The organism is Pseudomonas aeruginosa (assembly GCF_001457615.1).
Taxonomy (GTDB): Bacteria; Pseudomonadota; Gammaproteobacteria; order Pseudomonadales; family Pseudomonadaceae; genus Pseudomonas; species Pseudomonas aeruginosa.
The window spans coordinates 2828044-2842459 of sequence record NZ_LN831024.1 but is presented as its reverse complement, the minus strand read 5'-3'; the positions used below and the strand labels follow the sequence as shown (position 1 = coordinate 2842459).

General features: G+C 66.0%; 9 protein-coding genes (1 of these 9 cut by a window edge). 5 read left to right on the top strand and 4 right to left on the bottom strand.

Annotated elements, in window-relative coordinates:
- Positions 1 to 9 precede the first annotated feature (9 nt).
- Positions 10 to 1656, bottom strand: coding sequence for a pyoverdine maturation tyrosinase PvdP (gene pvdP, locus AT700_RS13045; protein ID WP_003163333.1), 1647 nt, complete (start codon positions 1654 to 1656; stop codon positions 10 to 12).
- A 213-nt stretch (positions 1657 to 1869) separates the two neighbouring features.
- Here pvdP and pvdM point away from each other — a divergent pair, with 213 nt between their 5' ends.
- From pvdM to AT700_RS13030, 3 genes are read left to right on the top strand one after another with little or no spacing between them, the layout of a single operon-like run.
- On the top strand, positions 1870 to 3216 hold the full coding sequence (pvdM, locus tag AT700_RS13040) for a pyoverdine-tailoring dipeptidase-like protein PvdM (protein WP_003450962.1): 1347 nt from the start codon (positions 1870 to 1872) through the stop codon (positions 3214 to 3216).
- A 22-nt stretch (positions 3217 to 3238) separates the two neighbouring features.
- Positions 3239 to 4522 (top strand): pyoverdine-tailoring periplasmic protein PvdN, encoded by a 1284-nt coding sequence (gene pvdN / locus AT700_RS13035; protein WP_003114503.1) that lies wholly within the window; start codon positions 3239 to 3241, stop codon positions 4520 to 4522.
- 28 nt (positions 4523 to 4550) lie between these two features.
- Positions 4551 to 5405 (top strand): formylglycine-generating enzyme family protein, encoded by an 855-nt coding sequence (locus AT700_RS13030; RefSeq protein WP_003110606.1) that lies wholly within the window; start codon positions 4551 to 4553, stop codon positions 5403 to 5405.
- 67 nt (positions 5406 to 5472) lie between these two features.
- Here the strand turns inward: AT700_RS13030 and AT700_RS13025 are convergent, their stop codons facing one another.
- Positions 5473 to 6300 (bottom strand): pyoverdine synthetase F, encoded by an 828-nt coding sequence (locus tag AT700_RS13025; RefSeq protein ID WP_003144003.1) that lies wholly within the window; start codon positions 6298 to 6300, stop codon positions 5473 to 5475.
- Between the two features lie 290 nt (positions 6301 to 6590).
- On the opposite strand from AT700_RS13025, the gene AT700_RS13020 reads away from it, so the two are divergent.
- A complete protein-coding gene (locus AT700_RS13020; RefSeq protein WP_003116932.1) occupies positions 6591 to 8243 on the top strand; it encodes a cyclic peptide export ABC transporter in 1653 nt (550 codons plus the stop codon).
- Between the two features lie 171 nt (positions 8244 to 8414).
- On the top strand, positions 8415 to 10841 hold the full coding sequence (locus tag AT700_RS13015; protein WP_003144001.1) for a TonB-dependent siderophore receptor: 2427 nt from the start codon (positions 8415 to 8417) through the stop codon (positions 10839 to 10841).
- Positions 10842 to 10940: 99 nt separating this feature from the next.
- Here the strand turns inward: AT700_RS13015 and AT700_RS13010 are convergent, their stop codons facing one another.
- Together AT700_RS13010 and AT700_RS13005 are read right to left on the bottom strand one after the other, a co-directional pair.
- A complete protein-coding gene (locus AT700_RS13010; protein ID WP_003122673.1) occupies positions 10941 to 11906 on the bottom strand; it encodes an alpha/beta hydrolase in 966 nt (321 codons plus the stop codon).
- A gap of 48 nt (positions 11907 to 11954) precedes the next feature.
- Positions 11955 to 14416 carry the final stretch of a non-ribosomal peptide synthase/polyketide synthase gene (locus tag AT700_RS13005; protein WP_048521087.1) on the bottom strand. The gene runs 12514 nt beyond the window's last position, so the window shows 2462 of its 14976 coding nt (coding positions 12515-14976); the start codon falls outside the window, past its right edge; its stop codon occupies positions 11955 to 11957.

Genomic DNA, 14416 nt, shown 5'->3' with positions numbered 1-14416 from the left:
TTTCGCCGTTCAGCGCCTGAGCTGGTCGCGCGCCAGCTTCAGGTTGCGCGCGTACCAGGGCCGCCGCGGCGCACGCTTGAGCCAGCCGCTCAACTGGTCTTCTTCGCTGAAGATGATGCGCAAAGCCAGCTTCATGGTTTCCACGTCCAGCTCCACCGAGTTGCTGCTCGCCTGGACATCCGAGAGCCCGCATCCATGGGTCGCCGGGCCCAGCCAGGGATCGCCGACCTCGACCCATCGACCGGGCGCGAACCATTGGATGCCCTCCACTTCGCGGCGCTGCACTTCGCCAGGATGGAAACGCTCGTGGGCGCGATACCAGTCCTCGATGCGGTCGTCGATCCAGCCGTGGAACGACCAGAACACCGGATTCACATGGGAGGAAAACGGGTCGCCGAGGAAGTCGTTCTCCGGGCGGAACCAGCGCGGGGAAAAGTCCGATGGTACCCGGTCGCTCATCACCGGCGCGCCGTTGGAAGGATCGCGAGTCACCGAAGCCCAGCGCATATGCAGCCAGTCGTGCATGCCCAGCTCCATCTCCGAGCCGAACTGACCGAGCGTCAGTTTCGCCAGGTATTCCGGGTCCTGGTATTGCGACTCCCAGACCAGGAAATTGGCGTGATAGCCCTCGGCGCTTTTCAGCCCACGCAGCCACTCGGTGTATTCGTCGTCGTCCACCGCGACCCAGGCCGGCGGGACGGAACAGCCGTCAGGGTTGTCGAAGTAGCGCAGGAAGCCGACCCGGTCGTGGGCCAGCGGTACGCCCGGCAGCGGCAGGCGCCGCCAGGACGGCAGGTCCTGCATCGAGCGCGCGGTATGCAGCATGTGCCGGTGCATGAAGAAGAAGTCGATACCGGAAGCATTGCGGTCCTTGTGACGACCACGGGCGTCACGCTCGCGGTCCAGTGGGCCAGGCTGCCAGCCGACGCCGCGCAGGGCGTTGCGCTGCTTCTCGGAAAGTCGATGCCACTTGTCCCGCGAGGCATGCCAGAGCTGGTGGAAGAGGCGATGCTGCGGCGAGATCAGCCAGGCGAGCAAGCGTTCGTTGAGGCCGATGCGCTCGCGAGCCAGCGGAAACGGGCGCTTGACCGCCACGAAGCGGAAATCCTCCTGCGCTTGCAGTGGCGAGCGCACGAGGCGCTCGATGCGACCGCTGAGGGTGCCGTCGCCGGCATTGGCCAGATTGTCCCAGACCTCGTCGAAGACCGCCGAGCAATCGTAGCTCGGGGTCATCGAGGCGGTGTTGCCGTCCACCAGGCGCCAGCGGATGCGCGCGGAGCGCGCACCGACCAGGTCGCCAAGCAGGCGGAAGCGCGGTTCCTGCGGCCCTCTCAGGCGCTCCGGAGTATCCAGGTATCCGATCAGGCCCAGCCCCCTGGGCGCCACGTCGAGCACCAGCTCCAACCCCTCCAGCGGTAACCCCGGCAGGCCGGCGTCGGCGCCGAGCAGGCGCAGGTCCCAGATACCGCGCAGGCGGTCGCCCAGGCGCATGGCCTCGGTGGCGGCCAGGTCCAGCGTCGCTTCGCCGGGCGTGGCCGGGTGCTCCTCGTCTTCGCGCAGGCGGGCCAGATGACGATGTGTGTAGTAAGCCACCGGCAGGGCAGCCGCTCCGGTGAGCGCCAAACCCGCCATGAATCCGCGTCGAGAAACCGTCATCGTCCTACCTGTTCAGCCATGAAGCTCGCTTTATCCAGCTAGAACGTTCCGTCCATCGGCAAATTTACCGGAGCCGGCGTCGCTGGCGGCACCCGGCGAATTCGTCGGCCCGCTAAATTTTCCGTCCCTGCCCTCGTCCCACCCTGACAGGTGCCCCGCTCTGCAATGCGGAACGACCGGCGTCCACCGATTTCGAACCTGACTGGGACGGCAATGACTAGAACTCGCAAAAGAACGGCGCTTTACCTCGGCCTGCCACTGTTCATCGTCCTGCTGGCCGCCGGCGGCTGGCTGGCCTGGACCCAGTGGCTGGGCAGCGCCGGCTACCCGCGCAAGGTCATGCAACACGCAGAGGAGTTGCACGAGCGCATCCTCTCCTTCGACAGCCGGATCACTGTGCCGCTGGACTTCGGCACCACCGGCAACGAGGTGGACAAGGACGGACCGGGCCAGTTGGATCTGGTCAAGGCCGGCCGCGGACGCCTGTCCGGCGCTGCCCTGGCGATCTTCGGCTGGCCGGAGATGTGGAACGGCCCGAACGCGCCGCACAAGCCGACCCCCGGTTTCGTCGACGAAGCCCGCCACCAGCAGGAAATTCGTTACAAGATTCTCACCGGCATGGTCCGCGACTTTCCCAACCAGGTCGGCATCGCCTACTCCCCCGAGGACTTCCGCCGCCTGGCCATGGAAGGCAAGTTCGCCATCGTCATGAGCATGCTCAACGCCTACCCGCTGGGCGACGACCTGTCCCAACTGGACAAATGGGCCGCCCGCGGCGTGCGCATGTTCGGCTTCAGCTACGTCGGCAACAACGACTGGGCCGACTCCTCGCGCCCGCTGCCCTTCTTCAATGACTCGCCCGACGCCCTAGGCGGCCTCTCCCCGCTAGGCAAGCAGGCGGTCGAACGGCTCAACGATCTCGGGGTGATCATCGATGTCTCGCAGATGTCGACCAAGGCCCTGGAACAGGTTGCCGCCCTCAGCCGCGCGCCCATCGTCGCCTCGCACTCCGCGCCGCGTGCCCTGGTGGACATCAAGCGCAACCTCAGCGACCACGAGATGCAACTGATCAAGGACAGTGGCGGCGTGATCCAGGTGGTCGGCTTCCCCGCCTACCTGCGTCCGCTGAGCAAACCGACCCTGGACAAGCTCGACGCCCTGCGCGCGCGCTTCGACCTGCCGCCCCTGGAAGGCCTGGACTATGCCCTGATGCCGGGCGATCCGATCATCACCATCTGGCCGGAACAACGCTTCGGTGAATACGCCAGCGCCCTCTACGGCATCCTGGAGGAGGAGCCCAAGGCCGGCCTCAAGGAACTGGTGGACGCCATCGACTACACGGTGAAGAAGGTCGGCATCGACCACGTGGGCATCAGCTCGGACTTCAACGACGGTGGCGGCGTGGACGGCTGGAAGGATGTCAGCGAAATCCGCAACGTCACCGCCGAACTGATCACCCGCGGTTATTCCGATGCCGACATCGCCAAGCTCTGGGGAGGCAACTTCCTGCGCGCCTGGGGCGAAGTGCAAAAACGCGCCAAGCCGACAGCTACCCCCTGACCACGCCGCAACGGACCTCCCGATGAACGACCGTCGTACCTTTCTCAAGCAGGCCGGCATTCTCGCCGCCGGCCTGCCGCTGCTTTCCGCTGCCCAGTCGCTCCGCGCCGAAGGCGTACCGAGCGACGCCGGCAATAAATGGAAAGCGCTGCGCCAGCAATTCGATCTCGACCCGCAGTATCTGCACTTCGCCAACTTCCTCCTCACCTCCCACCCTCGGCCGGTGCGGGAGGCCATCGAGCGCCTGCGGGTCCGCTTCGACCGCAACCCGGGCGAAGCGGTGGACTGGCATCGCGAGGAAATCTGGAAATACGAGGACGAGGCTCGCGCCTGGGCAGGTCGCTACTTCGCCGTGCAACCTGGCCAGGTGGCGCTCACCGGCAGCACCACCGACGGCCTGGCGGCGATCTACGGCGGCCTGCTGGTGCAGCCGGGCAAGGAGATCCTGACCTCCTCCCACGAGCACTACTCCACCTACACCACCCTGGAATACCGGCACAAGCGCATGGGTACCCAGGTCCGCGAGTTCCCGCTGTTCAAGGACCCGCACCGGGTTTCCGCCGACGAGATCCTGTCCAGCATCGCCGCTCAGATCCGCCCGCAGACCCGGGTGCTGGGCATGACCTGGGTGCAGTCGGGCAGCGGCGTGAAGCTGCCGATCCGCGAGATCGGCAAGCTGGTGCGCGAACTCAACCAGAAGCGCGACGAACAGGACCGGATCATCTACGTGGTCGACGGCGTGCATGGTTTCGGCGTGGAAGACGTCAGCTTCGCCGACTTCGACTGCGACTACTTCATCGCCGGCACCCACAAGTGGCTGTTCGGTCCGCGTGGCACCGGGGTCATCATCGCCCGCTCGGAACAGCTCCAGGAGCACCTGGTGCCGAGCATCCCGACCTTCTCCCGCGCCGACAACTTCGGCACCCTGATGACCCCTGGCGGCTACCACGCCTTCGAACATCGCCTGGCCCTGGGCACGGCCTTCGAGCTGCACCTGCAGTTGGGCAAGGCCGAGGTCCAGGCGCGTATCCACCAGCTCAACGCCTACCTCAAGCAGCGCCTGGGCGAGCATCCCAAGGTCCGCCTGGTCACGCCGACCAGCCCCGAGCTGTCTTCGGGCTTCACCTTCTTCCGCGTCGAAGGCCGCGATTGCGAGGCGGTCGCCAAACACCTGATGGCGCACCGGGTAATCAGCGACGCCGTGGATCGCGATGTCGGCCCGGTGGTGCGCCTGGCGCCGAGCCTGCTGAACGACGAGGCGGAGATCGACCGGGTGCTGGAAATCCTCGCCCCGCAACTCGCCTGACCCCTTTCGCCACTCAACGAGAACCGCCATGCACGCATTATCGCCCCTGGCCCTGGCCGCACTGATCGTCGCCACCGCCCCCGCCTTCGCCGACGAAGCGAAGAAACCCGGCACGGTGTTCAAGGATTGCAAGGACTGCCCGGAGATGGTCGTACTGCCCGCCGGCAGCTTCACCATGGGCACCCCGGACGACGAGGTCGGCCGCCAGCCCGACGAGGGCCCGCTGCACGACGTGACCTTCGCCAAGCCGTTCGCCATCAGCCGCTACCAGGTCACCGCCGGCGAACTGGACGCCTACCTGAAAGCCACCGGCGTCAAGCTGGCCGACGGCGATACCCGCCCCGGCCGCGAATGCATCGCCGGCAAGCCGCGCTACCAGCAAGGCCCTCGCCAGCCGGCGGTGTGCGTCGACTACAACGACGTGAAGAACTACGCCGCCTGGCTGTCGAAGAAGACCGGCAAGCACTACCGCATGCTCAGCGAGGCCGAGCGCGAGTACGGCGCCCGCGCCGGCAGCGCCGGCCCCTTCCCCTTCCCGTTCGACGAAGGCAAGGAATACAGCATCGCCAAGCACGCCAACACCTACGGCGCCAGCGATGGCTACAACTTCACCTCGCCGGTGGGCAGCTTCCCGCCCAACGCCTTCGGCGTCTACGACATGCACGGCAACGTCTACGAGTGGGTCGCCGACTGCTGGCACGACCACTACAACGGCGCGCCGAGCGACGGCAGCGCGTGGATGGAGGACAAGTGCGAGCTGGTGCAGATCCGCGGCAACGACTGGGGCGAGCCGCCGATCTTCTCGCGCTCGGGCAACCGCAACAATGCCTACCCCGACGCCCGTGGCGACTGGATAGGTTTCCGCGTGGCCCGCGAACTCTGAGGCGGACGAAGAAAGGCCGGAGCGACGCGGGTCGCTCCGGCCTTTGCGCATCCGCGACCAGGCGTTTTCAGTCCTTCTCGGCCAGCAGAGCCAGGCCTTCGTGCAAGGCCGGGAACAGACTGTCGTTGAAGTTGTTCCAACGCAGCTCGAGGATGGTGTCGTCGGGAGATATCTTCGTTTTCAGCACGTCGTGGAAGACCTCGCCGGAATCGATGCCGTTGTCCACGTAGTGGAACGAGGCGCCGGTCAGGTACAAGGGTTCGACCGGTACGCTTTCCATCGTCGCCCAGTCGACGATCTTCTCACCCCGCGCACCATGCAATGCATCCAGGGTCGCCCAGGCGCCGCGCCGTTGGTAGGGCGAGTCGGCGCGCGTGACCCCGGGATGGATATTCATGATCCGTCGGGCGAATGGCGCCCCGGGCCGCACCAGCTCATCGAGGATGACCAGCAGGCCGTCGAGGACGACGACCTCGGCGCGCAGCTCGACCAGCGTCTCGTACAGGCGTCGTTCGAAGTCGCGCTTGCCGGCCACATGCTCCGCGCTCCCGCGCGGGTGGCGACGGTAGGTGGAAGGCACGTTCAGCAGCAGATCGTTCATGCGCCGCCCCTGTACCTCCAGTTCCGCCGGGTAGAACCACTGCTGTCCAGGCCGGTAGGCGAATCCGTAGTCCTCGATCTTCCGCTGGTCGCGGGGCAGCTCCGGGTCGTCGTCGTAGATCACCCCGACCAATTCGTAGGCGTCCCCCAGCGCCGTCCGGTTCAGCGATTCGGCGAGAAACTCCAGCGGGGACTTCATGTAGCGCAGCTCGCCCTTGTAGGCCACCTGTTGTCCGGCCTTGTCGGCGGCGGCGTTTCTCAGGGACCAGATATAGGCTAATTTCCTTTTCGTCATCTCGTCTTTCTCAGGGAATGGGTCGGACTTGAGCGCGTGCTCCGGCACAGTGTTGGACTCGACAAGGGCTTCCCGGGGAACCCGCTCGAGCGTCGCTCTCACTTAAACGCAACGAACGGCCGGCCGCCGAATTTATCGTCCCCTGCGCTTTTGCCGGACGCCTCGGCGAAGCAGCGCCACAGGCTAAATTTCCCCTCCCCGGCCTCGTCTTCAGGGCAGGCGCGAGCGTGCGCCACTCCGCCATTCGCCTCTCTGCCCTTGCGTCCAGTCGGCCGCGCCGAGGAAACCCCATGTCCGCAACACCCCGTAGCGCCACTCGCGAACTCCTGAGCATTCTCAAACCCTTCTGGCCAGCGCTCAGCCTGTCGATCGGACTGGGTATCGTCGGCGGCCTGGCCATCACCGCGCTGCTCACCTCGATCAACCGCGTACTGAACGCCGAGGGCGGCATGACCAGCGGCATGATGCTGGCTTTCAGCGCGATCTGCGCGCTGGCCCTGCTCAGTTCGATCCTGTCCAACATCGGCACCAACTACGTCGGCCAGAAGGTCATCGCCCGGCTGCGCAAGACCCTCGGCGGCCGGGTGTTGTCCGCCCCGATCGAACAACTCGAACGCTATCGCACGCACCGCCTGATCCCGGTGCTCACCCACGACATCGATACGGTCAGCGATCTTGCCTTCGGCCTGCCGCAACTGGTGATCTCCCTGACCGTGACCCTTGGCTGCCTGGGCTACCTGGCCACCCTGTCGCTGCCGATGTTCCTGGTCGCCGCCAGCGCCGTGGTGCTCGGCACCATCGCCCAGTACATCGCCCGCGGCTATGGAATGGCCGGTTTCGAAGCGGCGCGCGAAGAGGAAGACTTGCTGCAGAAGCACTACCGCGGCATGGCCGAGGGAGCCAAGGAGCTGCGCATCAACCGCCCGCGCCGGCAGCGCCTGCACGGGCGTCTGCTGGACGAGACCGTGGAGCGCATCTGCCGCCTGCAGGTGCGTTCGGTGAATATATTCCTCACTGCCAGCACCTTCGGTTCGCTGCTGTTCTTCGTGGTCATCGGCACCGCCCTGGCGGTCCAGACCTGGTGGCCGACCTCCGACCGCAGCGTGCTCAGCGGCTTCGTCATGACCCTGCTGTTCATGAAGGGGCCGCTGGAAAGCGTACTCAGCCTGTTGCCGCTGATCAGTCGCAACCGTATCGCCCTGCGCCGGATCGCCGAACTCAACGAGCAGTTCTCCAATCCCGAACCCTACCTGCTGCTCGAGAACGACGCCTCCAGACCGGCTCAAGAGGTGCGCAGCATCGAGTTGCGCGATGTCGGCTACAGCTATCCGGGCGTGCCGGGCTCGACGCCCTTCCGCTTCGGCCCGGTCAACCTGACGATCCGCCCGGGAGAGATCCTCTTCATCGTCGGCGAGAACGGCTGCGGCAAGACCACCCTGATCAAGCTGTTGCTCGGGCTGTACACGCCCCACGAGGGCTCGCTGCTGCTCAACGGAGAGGAAGTGACGGCACAGGCGCGCGACGACTATCGTCAGCTGTTCACCACCGTGTTCGCCGACTACTACCTGTTCGACGACCTCGTCGACGGCGAGCAACAGTTGCCGGAAGAAGCCGGGCGCTACCTGAAGCGCCTGGAAATCGCCCACAAGGTCAGCGTCAGCGACGGCAGCTTCACCACCACCGACCTCTCCACCGGCCAGCGCAAGCGCCTGGCGCTGGTCAATGCCTGGATCGAGAAGCGCCCGGTGCTGGTCTTCGACGAATGGGCCGCCGACCAGGATCCCACCTTCCGCCGGATCTTCTACACCGAGCTGCTTCCCGAGCTGAAGCGAATGGGCAAGACCATCATCGTGATCTCCCATGACGACCGCTACTTCGACAGCGCCGACCAACTGCTGCGTCTGGCCGGCGGTCGAGTGGTCGAGGAGCTGCAACCGGCCTGAAGCGCTCTGCCTGCGAACACGGGAAAAACGATTTTTGTTTTCCGGTTTCGCGCCGACCAAACGTCTCAATGGGAAACCAAATAACAATTATTCCCAATCATGACATCCATAAGAGTACTAGAGAGCATGCCAGCACTCCGCACACTCCCCCGTTTCACCAAGGCTCTAGTGATGCGCAACACCCTGACGCTGCATCCGCGCCTGAGCACCGCCGCCCTGGCCATGGCCCTGTTGGCGCCGATCGCCAGCCAGGCCGAAGCGCAGAAGATCCAGTTCGACATCGGCGCCCAGTCCCTGCCCAGCGCCCTGCGCCAGTTCGGCCAGCAGAGCCAGTTGCAGGTGCTTTACAGCGCCGATGAAGTGCAAGGCCTGCGCAGCAACCCGGTCCGCGGCCAACTGAGCGTCGAGGCGGCTCTCGCCGAACTTCTCCGCGGTACCGGCGCCAGCTACAGCCTGCAAGGCTCCAGCGTTACCATCAGCGCCCAGCGCTCGGCGGACTCGGTGGACCTCGGCGACATTACCGTCACCAGCCAGGAGTCGGCCTGGGGCCACGTCAACGGCTACGTGGCCAAGCGCAGCGGTACCGGCACCAAGACCGACACCCCGCTCAAGGAAATCCCCCAGACCATCAACGTGGTCACCCAGGATGAGATCAAGGCGCGCGGTTCGCAGACCGTCACCGAGGCCCTGCGCTACACTCCGGGGATCACCGGCGGCGGCTTCGCCGACCGGGTGAAGATCTTCGACGAGCCGACCTCGCGCGGCTTCAGCCCGGCGCCGATGTACCTCGACGGCCTGCACATGCCCTACGGCGGCGGCAGTACCGGCGGTGCCCTGCAGATCGACCCCTATACCCTGGAACGCATCGAGGTGCTGAAGGGGCCGGCATCGGTGCTCTACGGCCAGAACGAACCGGGCGGCATCGTCAACATGGTGTCCAAGCGTCCCACCGCCACCCCGATCCGCGAAGTGGTGCTCGGCGGCGGCAGCCAGGACCGCCGCTACGGCGCCTTCGACGTCGGCGGCGCGCTCGATGAACAGGGCACCTACCTGTACCGGCTGACCGGTGTGGGCCGGGACATCAACTCGGAGATCGACTATGCCGAGCAGAAACGCTTCATGCTGGCGCCGAGCTTTACCTGGAACCCCAACGAGCAGACCAGCCTGACCTTCTACGGCCAGTACCAGAAGGACAACGACGTGCCCGAGGCCCAAGGCCTGCCGGCCTACGGCACGGTGTTCAGTACGCCCAACGGGCGGATCAAGCGCAGCACCTTCATCGGCGAGCCGGGGCTGAACTCCTATGACCGCGACCAGTTCGTGTTCGGCTATGAGTTCAGCCACGAACTCAACGATGTCTGGACCTTCAAGCAGAACACCCGCTACGCCTATCTCGACGACCAATACGTGGCGCCACTGCACGGTTACAGATTCGTACCCAACCCGAACACCGGTGCCGATGACCGACGCTATGCCACGCGCTATGGCGTGGACTGGTCGCAGACCAACAAGGCCTTCGGCATGGACAACATGGCCCAGGCCAAATTCAAGACCGGCGCGATCGATCACACCGCGCTGATCGGTATTGACTACTACCACTTCAAATCCAAGTTCTTCGGTCTCTACTCGAACCAGGAACCCACCACGATCATCGATCTGTACAAGCCGGTGTACGGCAGCAAGTTCACCTTCACCAATCCCTATCGCTGGAACCGCACCACCGACCAAACCGGAATCTACTTGCAGGACCAGATGAAATGGAACCAGTGGTTCCTGACCTTCGGCGGACGCTATGACTGGGCCAAGACCGACACCAAGGAAACCGGCGGCAAGGTCGACGCGAAGGACGAGAAGTTCAGCGGCCGCGCCGGCTTCGGCTACGAGTTCAGCAACGGCATCGTGCCCTATGTCAGCTACTCCGAGTCGTTCCAGCCGGTCGGCGGGTTGAACATGGACGAAGGCAACAAGGCCTTCAAGCCGACCACCGGCAAGCAGTACGAGGCCGGCATCAAGTACCAGCCGCCGGGGCAGAACAGTTTCATCCAAATGTCGGTCTACCAGATCGACAAGAAGAACGTGCTCACCACCGATCTGCTGAACCCCAACTTCAGCAAGCAGTCCGGCGCCATGCGCTCCAAGGGCTTCGAGCTGGAAGGCAAGGCCAGCCTGACCAACAATCTCGATGTCATCGCCTCGTTCTCGCGCAACGACATCAAATACACCAAGGACAACGACGGGCGCAAAGGCCGCCATCCGGCCGGCACGCCGCCGATGACCGCCGCGGTCTGGCTGGACTACACCCTCGGCGCGGATACCGCGTTCGCCGGCCTCGGCGCGGGGATCGGCGCGCGCTACACCCGCGGCAGCGACGGCACCGAAACCGCCGACGGCCACTTCACCATCCCGTCCTACACGCTGTACGACGGCAAGCTGTCCTACGACTTCGAGAAATCCCCGCTGCAGGTGAAAGGCCTGAAGGTGCAGGTCAACCTGGAGAACCTCGAGGACAAGAAGTATGTCAGCCGTTGCTCCTCTGATCTCGACTGCTACTACGGCCAGGGCCGTACCATCACCACCGACCTGACCTACAACTGGTAAGGCGTCTCGGGAGGCCGCTGGCCTCCCCTCGCCCCAGCCTTCATGAAAAAAAACCGCCAGGAGAACCTGGCGGGTTTTTTCATGGCGAATGCCGAAGTCTCAGGGTGCCAGGGCCGCCACCAGCGCGTCGGCGATCATGTCCTTGGCTTCGTCCGCCTCGTCGACGATCGCACCCATGCGCAGGAAGTCATGGGTCATCCCCGGATAGACGCACAACTCCACCCGGGCGCCGCCCTGGCGCAGGTGCTCGGCATAGGCGATGCCCTCGTCATGCAACGGGTCGCACTCCGCGACCAGCAGCAACGTCGGCGCCAGGTCAGCCGGCACCACGCCGAGCAGCGGCGAGAAACGCGGGTCCTGACGGTCCTCGGGGCTACGCTGGTAGTGCTGGTAGAACCACTCCAGGCTGTCCTTCTCCAACAGGTGGCCAACGGCGTAACGCTCGATCGATTGGCGCGTGCGGCTGGCATCGGTGACCGGGTAGATCAGTACCTGCAGACGCGGTTGCGAGGCGTCTCCCCGCAGCGCCAAGCGATGCGACAACACCGCGCACAGACTGCCGCCGACGCTGTCGCCGGCAACCGCCAGGCGTTGCGGATCGATGCCTAGCCGCGCGGCTTCGGCAGCCAACCAGCACCAGGCATCCTCGGCGTCCTCGGCGGCGGTCGGAAAACGCCACTCCGGGGCCAACCGGTAGGCCAGAGAAAGCACCACGCAACCGGCGCGCTCGGCCAGGCTGGCGCACAGCGCGTCGTGGGAGTCCAGGCTGCCGACGACGTAGCCGCCGCCATGCAGGTAGAGCACGCCCGGCAACGGCGGCGACGCGGACAGCCCCTGGGGACTGTAGAGGCGCGCCGGCAACGGCGTACCGTCCCGCGCCGGGACGAACAGCGTCTCGACGCGCGGCAGCGGCTCGTCGAGGCCTGGGTCCATCAACGCCGACGACTGGTCGAACTGCTCGCGTGCCTGTTGCACCGTCAACTGGTGCATGGGCAGGCTCTTGCCACTGCTGCGGCCGTTGCCGACCAGTTCCAGGTATGCCGCGATATCGGGGTTCAAGGCCATTTCATAGTCTCCAACGGGCCGGCCCCGGCGGGGCCGGCCAAAGCTTCGTCATGAATAGACGAGGCTGCCGTGGATTTCTTCAAGCGCCTCCACCAGGGAGTCGAGCACCTCCTGCGCATGGGGTATCTGGAAATGCCCGCACGCGGCGACCCGACCGGCCAGAGGCTGACCACCCAATTGCCGCGACAGCGCCCGCACCTCTTCACCACGCCCGCGCGTCCACCAGCACAGCGGCCGGACCTGGATCGGCGAGCAACTATCCAGTTGCCCGGAGAGTTGCTTGAGCTGCCGGGCGACCAGGAATACCTGGGCCAGTTCGTCGCAGCCCAGCCCTCCCTTCCCGGTCTGGCCGACGCCAAGGCACTCGGCGATGGCGGCGCTGACGTTGTCGCGCTGCTCCAACCCGGCGGCCAGTGGCGGACGGGTTTCCAGGCCGGCGCTGACGCTGAGGAAGTCCAGCAGATCCTCGCGCCAGTCATCGGCGGCGGGCGCCTCGGTTCCCGGCACATAGCTGTCCAGCAGACCGAGGAAGGCCACCTGCTGTCCCTGCCGCTCGAGCTCGGCGGCCATCAGCATGCCCAGGGTCCCTCCCAGCGACCAGCCGAGCAGGTGATAGGGACCCTCGGCCTGGCGCTGGCGGATCAGCGCGACGTAATCCTCGGCCATCCGTTGCAGGGAAGCGTCCCGCCAGTTCGGATCCAGCAGCGAGCGGGCCTGGATCGCCAGTACGCTACGGCGGCCATTCAGGCGCCGGGCCAGCGGTTCATAGTCGAACACCGTGCCGAAGCCGGCATGCACGCAGAACAGCGGCGGGCATCCGTCCACCGCCGCGTTCAGCGCCAGGATCGGCGACGGCGGCGCAGCGCTGTCGTCGTACCCGGACAAGGCGGCGATGCTCGGCTTCTGGATCAGGTCGCGCAGCTTCAGGCTGAAGCCCAGCTTCTTCAGGGCACGGGCCTTGGCCACCACCTGCATGCTGAGGATAGAGTCGCCACCCAGTTCGAAGAAGTTGTCGTGCACACCGATCCTTGCGATACCGAGCACTTCCTGCCAGATACCAGCCAGGGCCAGCTCCAGCTCATTGCGCGGCGCCACGTAGGCCTCGCTGGCGGTGACGTCGATGTCCGGCAGCGCCTTGCGGTCGATCTTGCCGTTCGGCGTCAGCGGCATCGCCGGCAGCAGGGCCAGGTGCGCCGGCACCATGTACTCCGGCAGATCGCGCTTGAGGCGCTCGCGCAAGCGCTCGAGCAGGCCCGAGGCGTCCGCGCCATCTTCCGCGACCACATAGCCGAGCAGTTGCTTGCCACTCGCCGCGTCGCGGGCAACCACCACCGCTTCGCGGACCTCGCCGGCATCCTGCAGGCGCGCCTCGATCTCGCCCAGTTCGATGCGGAAGCCCCGCACCTTGACCTGGTTGTCGATGCGCCCGAGGTAGTCGAAGGTGCCATCCTCGCGCTGACGAACCAGGTCGCCGGTGCGATAGAGACGCTCGCCGGCACGGCTGAACGGGTTGGCGACGAAGCGCTCGGCGCTCAACCCCGGCCGCTGCAAATAGCCTCGCGCCAGGCCGACGCCACCGAGGTACAGCTCCCCGGCCACGCCCGCCGGCAACGGGTTCAGGTCAGCGTCCAGGACATAGCCGCAGCGCTCGCCGACGAAGCTGCCGATGGGCGCATAGGCAGCGCCGCATTCGGTGTCCATGGCAGCCTTCCAGATCAGCGGCGTGACCACGGTTTCCGTCGGGCCATAGCCGTTGATGATGTAACGCGGTTTCAGCGCGCGCTTGGCCAGTTCGAAACCGGCCACCGGCACCGCGTCGCCGCCGAAGCAGTAGATACGTACCGGCGGCGGGTTGCCGTCACGCTCGGCATGCTCGGCCAGCTGTTGCAGATAGACCGGCGGGAACGCGGCAACCGTCACGCCGTGGCGTTGCATCGCCGCGTAGGTCTGCTCCGGCGTCCACAGCGCATCGTCGCGCAGCAGCAGGCTGCCGCCGTGGCCCAGGGCGGTCAGCCAGCGCTCATGGGCGCCGTCGAAAGCGAACGACATGAAGTGCAGCTCGCGATCGGCCGGGGTCATCTCGTAGCGCTCGCCGACCGCGTCGATGTGCATCGCCAGAGGACCATGGCTCACCGCGACGCCCTTGGGCAGGCCGGTGGAGCCGGAGGTATAGATGACGTAGGCGAGGTTGGCGGGATGGACCTCGACCTGCGGCGCCTGCGCCGGATGCTCCAGCAGATCCAGGCGGTCCAGGGCCAGGGCGGGCACGCCGGCGGGCACCGGCAATTGCACCAGCGCCTGGCTTTCGCTCAGCAGCAGGGCGATGCCGGAGTCCTGCATCAGGTAAGCCAGTCGCTCACGCGGATACGCCAGGTCCAGCGGCACATAGGCGCCACCGGCCTTGAGCACGGCGAGCAGCGCAACGACCAGTTCGGTGCCGCGCGGCAGCGCCACACCGACCCGCACATCGGCCGCCACGCCGCGCTCGACCAGCGCATGCGCCAGGCGGT